The organism is Psychrosphaera sp. F3M07, assembly GCF_018860345.1.
GTDB classification, from domain to species: domain Bacteria; phylum Pseudomonadota; class Gammaproteobacteria; order Enterobacterales; family Alteromonadaceae; genus Psychrosphaera; species Psychrosphaera aquimarina.
Map to the genome: position 1 here is coordinate 542,387 of NZ_JAHKPJ010000021.1, position 4,606 is coordinate 546,992.

The 4,606-nt window shown below is 38.4% G+C and carries 3 protein-coding genes; 2 read left to right on the plus strand and 1 reads right to left on the minus strand.

From position 1 onward, the window contains the following. Positions 1 to 597 precede the first annotated feature (597 nt). Positions 598 to 1,470: an NAD(P)-dependent oxidoreductase gene (locus tag KO505_RS13005; RefSeq protein WP_216055873.1), complete on the minus strand. Its 873-nt coding sequence runs from the start codon at positions 1,468 to 1,470 to the stop codon at positions 598 to 600. A 136-nt stretch (positions 1,471 to 1,606) separates the two neighbouring features. Between KO505_RS13005 and KO505_RS13010 the strand changes: the two genes are divergently transcribed. Both KO505_RS13010 and KO505_RS13015 read left to right on the plus strand, forming a co-directional pair. Beyond that, positions 1,607 to 2,596, plus strand: coding sequence for a 2-hydroxyacid dehydrogenase (locus KO505_RS13010; RefSeq protein ID WP_341206383.1), 990 nt, complete (start codon positions 1,607 to 1,609; stop codon positions 2,594 to 2,596). 140 nt (positions 2,597 to 2,736) lie between these two features. Continuing rightward, positions 2,737 to 4,548 (plus strand): acyl-CoA dehydrogenase C-terminal domain-containing protein, encoded by a 1,812-nt coding sequence (locus KO505_RS13015; protein WP_216055875.1) that lies wholly within the window; start codon positions 2,737 to 2,739, stop codon positions 4,546 to 4,548. Positions 4,549 to 4,606 lie beyond the last annotated feature (58 nt).

Sequence of the window (4,606 nt, forward strand, 5' to 3'; positions counted from 1 at the left end):
TTTGCTTTTAAGTCTCCATCTAAATATTCCTGAAATATAATCAGTTTTCCAAAATATGAGACAGGACGTCGAATAAGGGATGATTTTTCACATCATGGATGATGGGATGTCATCAAAACAGGGATGTTTTATTAGATGACCAAAGGACGAATATACATCCCGTTTTTGAAGATAAAACTGAATTGTATTGAAGATATGAATATTGATTAGGAGCGGCCTTTTTCGCCTACCTTTTTTGGCTGTTGAAAAAAGGTATAGTCTGGCACATGGATGTGCCAGCTTAGGTTGTGTCGGGAACTGACAACCTGCGCCGTCAAGGTGAAACCTTAGAGTTCATTTAAATTCGAAGTCACAGTAATAACATTAAACAAAAAGTCGCCTACCTTTTTGGCTGTTGAAAAAGGTAGGGTTCACTTCATGGATAAAGGGTTGTCATCAATACAGGGCTGTATTATTGATGACCGCCATGGATGTGCCAGCTTAGGTTGTGTCGGGAACTGACAACCTGCGCCGTCAAGGCGAAACCTTAGAGTTCATATAAATACGATTTAACAGCTATATCACCACGTAGAGAATGAAGCCGTCAGGCTACCCTTGCTAACCTCTATTTTTCTCTAATCGCGCCAACAACCCAGATGTATCCCAACGATTACCACCAAGAGCTTGTGCTTCTGAGTAAAACTGATCAACCAAAGCCGTAAGTGCTAAATGTGAGCCGTTTCTTCTGGCTTCATCTAAAGCTATGCCCAAGTCTTTACGCATCCAATCTATAGCAAAACCGTGCTCGTATTCCCCTTGCCACATGGTTTGATTACGATTTTCCATTTGCCAACTACCTGCTGCGCCTTTAGAGATAGTTTCAATCACCTCTGGACCATCTAATCCTGCTGAACGAGCAAAGTGTAAACCTTCTGCTAAACCTTGCACTACGCCTGCTATGCATATTTGATTAACCATTTTGGTTAATTGCCCTGCACCTACCTCACCTAAACGTTTTGAGAATTTAGCAAAGGCCGACATTATAGGCTCTGCTTTTTCATAGTCAGCAAGATCACCGCCAACCATTACGGTTAAAACGCCATTCTCAGCCCCCGCTTGACCACCTGAAACCGGTGCATCAATAAAACTCACGTTTTGTTGTTTGGCTTTTTCATATATTTCACGGGCTACATCGGCGGAGGTTGTTGTGTGATCTACAATTAACGTATTAGATTTAACACCTGCCAAAATACCAATTTCACCATACATAACTTGGCGTAAATCATCGTCGTTACCGACACAGACAAAAACAATTTCGCTGTCTTTTGCTGCATCTTTAGGGGTAATTGCTAAATAGCCATTAAATTCTGTTCGCCATTTTTCAGCTTTAGCTAAAGTGCGGTTATAAACGGTAACTTGATGACCAGCCTTAACTAAATGGCCAGCCATCGGATAACCCATAACGCCTAAACCAATAAAACTCACTTTCATTTTACTTTCCTAAATAATCAAACAATTAACGCGATTATTACACTGACATTGATTTAAATCTAATGGCTTCTGCTAAATTCAAATACACTAATGATGATGCTATAAGTTAAAACAAGGATTGATGTAAATGAAACCAATTAAATTAGCGGTATTTAGTACTAAGAGTTACGACAAAACCAGTTTAATGGCTGCTGCAACTAACAACATATCCATTACTTTTTTTGAAAACAGGTTAACGTCTCTCACCGCAAAACTAGCCGCAGGATTTGATGCTGTTTGTGTATTTGTAAATGACGAACTTAACCAAGATGTGTTATCTGAGTTAAAAGCAAATGGTGTGAAATTTATTGTTTTACGATGCGCAGGTTTTAATAACTTAGACTTGGAGGCATGCAAAGCACTTGGCATTCAATGTGCCCGTGTTCCAGCTTATAGTCCAGAAGCCGTTGCAGAACATACAGTTGCGCTTATGATGACTTTGAATAGGCATATACATAAAGCGTTTAACAGAACCAAAGAAGGCAATTTTAGTTTAGCTGGCTTATTGGGTTTTAATATTCATGGAAAAACCATAGGTATTATTGGGACAGGTAATATTGGTTTGGCCACAACCAAGATAATGAAAGGCTTTGGCGCTAACGTGATTGCTTTTGATCCTGTTCAAAATACGTCAAAACAGCAAGACATTGGTTTTACTTATACCGATTTAGATACCTTACTGACAACAGCAGATATCATTTCATTACACTGTCCTTTAAATCAATCAACTCATCATTTGCTTAATGATAAAAGTATTAGTTCAATGAAAGATGGAGTGATGATCATCAATACAAGTCGCGGTGGACTGGTAGATACAGCGAGTTTAATAAAACATTTGAAATCTGGCAAAATCGGCCATTTGGCTTTAGATGTGTACGAACAGGAAAGTGAGTTATTTTTTGAAGATCATTCCGAGTCCATTATTCAAGATGACATTTTTCAGCGTTTGCTTACTTTCCCTAATGTGATCATTACTGGTCATCAAGGATTCTTCACTGGTGAAGCATTAACACAAATCGCTAAAACGACCATTACTAACCTGACCTTGTTTGCTGAATCGAAGATAAATCACAATGAAATAACTTAATAGCATGTTGAAGATATAAAATTATTCTCGCGTTATTGGTGAACATTAACGCATTAAGATTAAAACTATCCTAAACTAAAAAAAAGTTGCACTATAGACTAATCCGACCACTTGATTCACTAAATGAGTAAATTCAAATCATGCATCAATATAAAGCCCCTATCGATAACATTAAATTCTTGATCGACGACGTATTCAAATTTGAAAAACATTATGCCTCATTCCCTTCTTACGAAGATGCTTCTCCAGATATGGTCGACGCCATATTACAGGAGTGTGCTAAGTATTGTGAAAACGAGCTATCTCCTATCAACCAGTCAGGTGATAAAGAAGGTTGTAAATTTAAAGATGGTGATGTCACCACACCAAGTGGATTTAAAGAAGCCTACAACATGTATGTGGAAGGTGGTTGGCAAGGTCTTTCTTTTGATACCGAATACGGTGGTCAAGGTCTCCCTCAATCATTAGGGCTTATCAAGTCTGAAATGATGGGTTCAGCTAACTGGTCGTTTGGCATGTACCCAGGCTTAAGTTTAGGGGCAATGAATACCATCATTACTCATGGTACTGAACAACAAAAACAAACTTATTTACCTAAATTAACCGAAGGCACTTGGTCAGGCACTATGTGTTTAACCGAGGCTCAATGTGGCACTGACTTAGGTCAAGTAAGAACTAAAGCTGTCCCTAACGATGACGGTAGTTTTGCCATTACTGGCAGTAAAATATTCATCTCTGCCGGTGAACATGACTTAACAGAAAACATCATTCATATCGTATTAGCACGTTTACCCAACGCACCAAGTGGTACGCGCGGTATTTCATTGTTTATCGTTCCTAAATTTAATGTTGGCGAAAACAACGAACTATTAGAACGTAACCCAGTTGTATGTGGTTCGATTGAAGACAAAATGGGCATCAAAGCTTCCGCCACTGCCGTACTTAACTTTGATGGCGCTAAAGGCTTTTTGATTGGACCTGAAAATAAAGGCCTTGAATGCATGTTCACCTTTATGAATACAGCAAGATTGGGTACTGCATTACAAGGCGTATGTGCCGCTGAAAACGCTTATCAATCAAGTTTGGCTTATGCCAAAGACAGATTATCTATGCGTTCATTGTCTGGTAAAAAATACCCAGAAAAAGTCGCAGATCCTATTATCGTACACCCAGATGTTAGACGTATGTTGTTAACACAAAAAGCCATTGTTGAAGGTGGTAGAGCAATGATCTATTACACTGGATTATTTGCCGACCAATTTATTAATGGCGCAACAGAAGAAGTTAGACAAAAAGGAGATGATAAACTTGGTTTATTAACCCCTATTGCCAAAGCCTTTTTAACTGAGCTTGGTTTTGAGTCTTCTAATCTTGGTATGCAAATATTTGGCGGTCACGGTTATATTAAAGAATGGGGCATGGAGCAAAACTTACGTGATGTTCGTATATCCAGCTTGTATGAAGGTACTACCGGTATTCAAGCTCTGGACTTGTTAGGCCGTAAAGTAATGTTAGACCGTGGGAAGCAGCTTTCCTTGTTTATAAAAGAGATCTTATCTTATTGCAAAGATAAAAGTGTTGTTTCAAACAATCCGCAAAAAAAACAAATGAACAAATTTATTGTTCCGTTAGCCAAAGAAGCCGCAAAGTGGCAGTTATATATTTATAGGATCATGTTAAAAGTGCGTAAAGATCGGGATATGGTTGGCGCTGCTTCTGTTGATTTCTTAATGTATTCTGGTTACATCACTATGGCTTATATGTGGGCAAAAATGGCACAGACCGCTTATGAGAAAATTGAACAAGGTGAAGGTGACTTAGAGTTTTATCGTTCTAAAATTAAAACCGCTCGTTTTTATTACGAACGAATCCTGCCAAGAATCGACACTCACAGTAAATTAATGATGACTAGTCCTGCCTCGTTAATGAGAATCAACGAAGATCAGTTTTAGTCGTTAGCTTATCCACTTTGTTTTAAGCTAAAATTCATAAAATAAAAAAGGTCATTAA

Excerpts from the sequence above, each read along its gene's own strand:
- KO505_RS13005 (WP_216055873.1), bottom strand. The coding sequence starts at position 1,470 with ATGAAAGTGAGTTTTATTGGTTTAGGCGTTATGGGTTATCCGATGGCT.
- KO505_RS13015 (WP_216055875.1), top strand. The coding sequence starts at position 2,737 with ATGCATCAATATAAAGCCCCTATCGATAACATTAAATTCTTGATCGAC.